Annotated in this window: 1 pseudogene; it reads right to left on the bottom strand. The window is 61.1% G+C overall.

From position 1 onward, the window contains the following. Window positions 1–216, bottom strand: a pseudogene (locus B2W52_RS10360) (alkane 1-monooxygenase); the annotation flags it as partial.

Genomic DNA, 216 nt, shown 5'->3' with positions numbered 1-216 from the left:
ACACCGCCTGGGCCGCCAGGAATGGTACTGCCCGTGGGCCGCAAACCAAGGTTGTCGCGCCAAAGAACCCGGCGCTCATGGCCCAGCCCTGCAACAACTCATTATCCAGGCTCCAGAAGCCCTTGCCTTTGCGGGCAAGCCGCGCCTTCTCAATCCTGATGGAGGATTTGATGCCACCCAGCACCGTACGGGGAAGGAACTTCCAGAAACTCTCGC

The organism is Marinobacter sp. UBA2498 (assembly GCF_002341575.1).
GTDB classification, from domain to species: domain Bacteria; phylum Pseudomonadota; class Gammaproteobacteria; order Pseudomonadales; family Oleiphilaceae; genus Marinobacter; species Marinobacter manganoxydans.
This window is presented reverse-complemented; position numbering and strand designations above follow the sequence as displayed.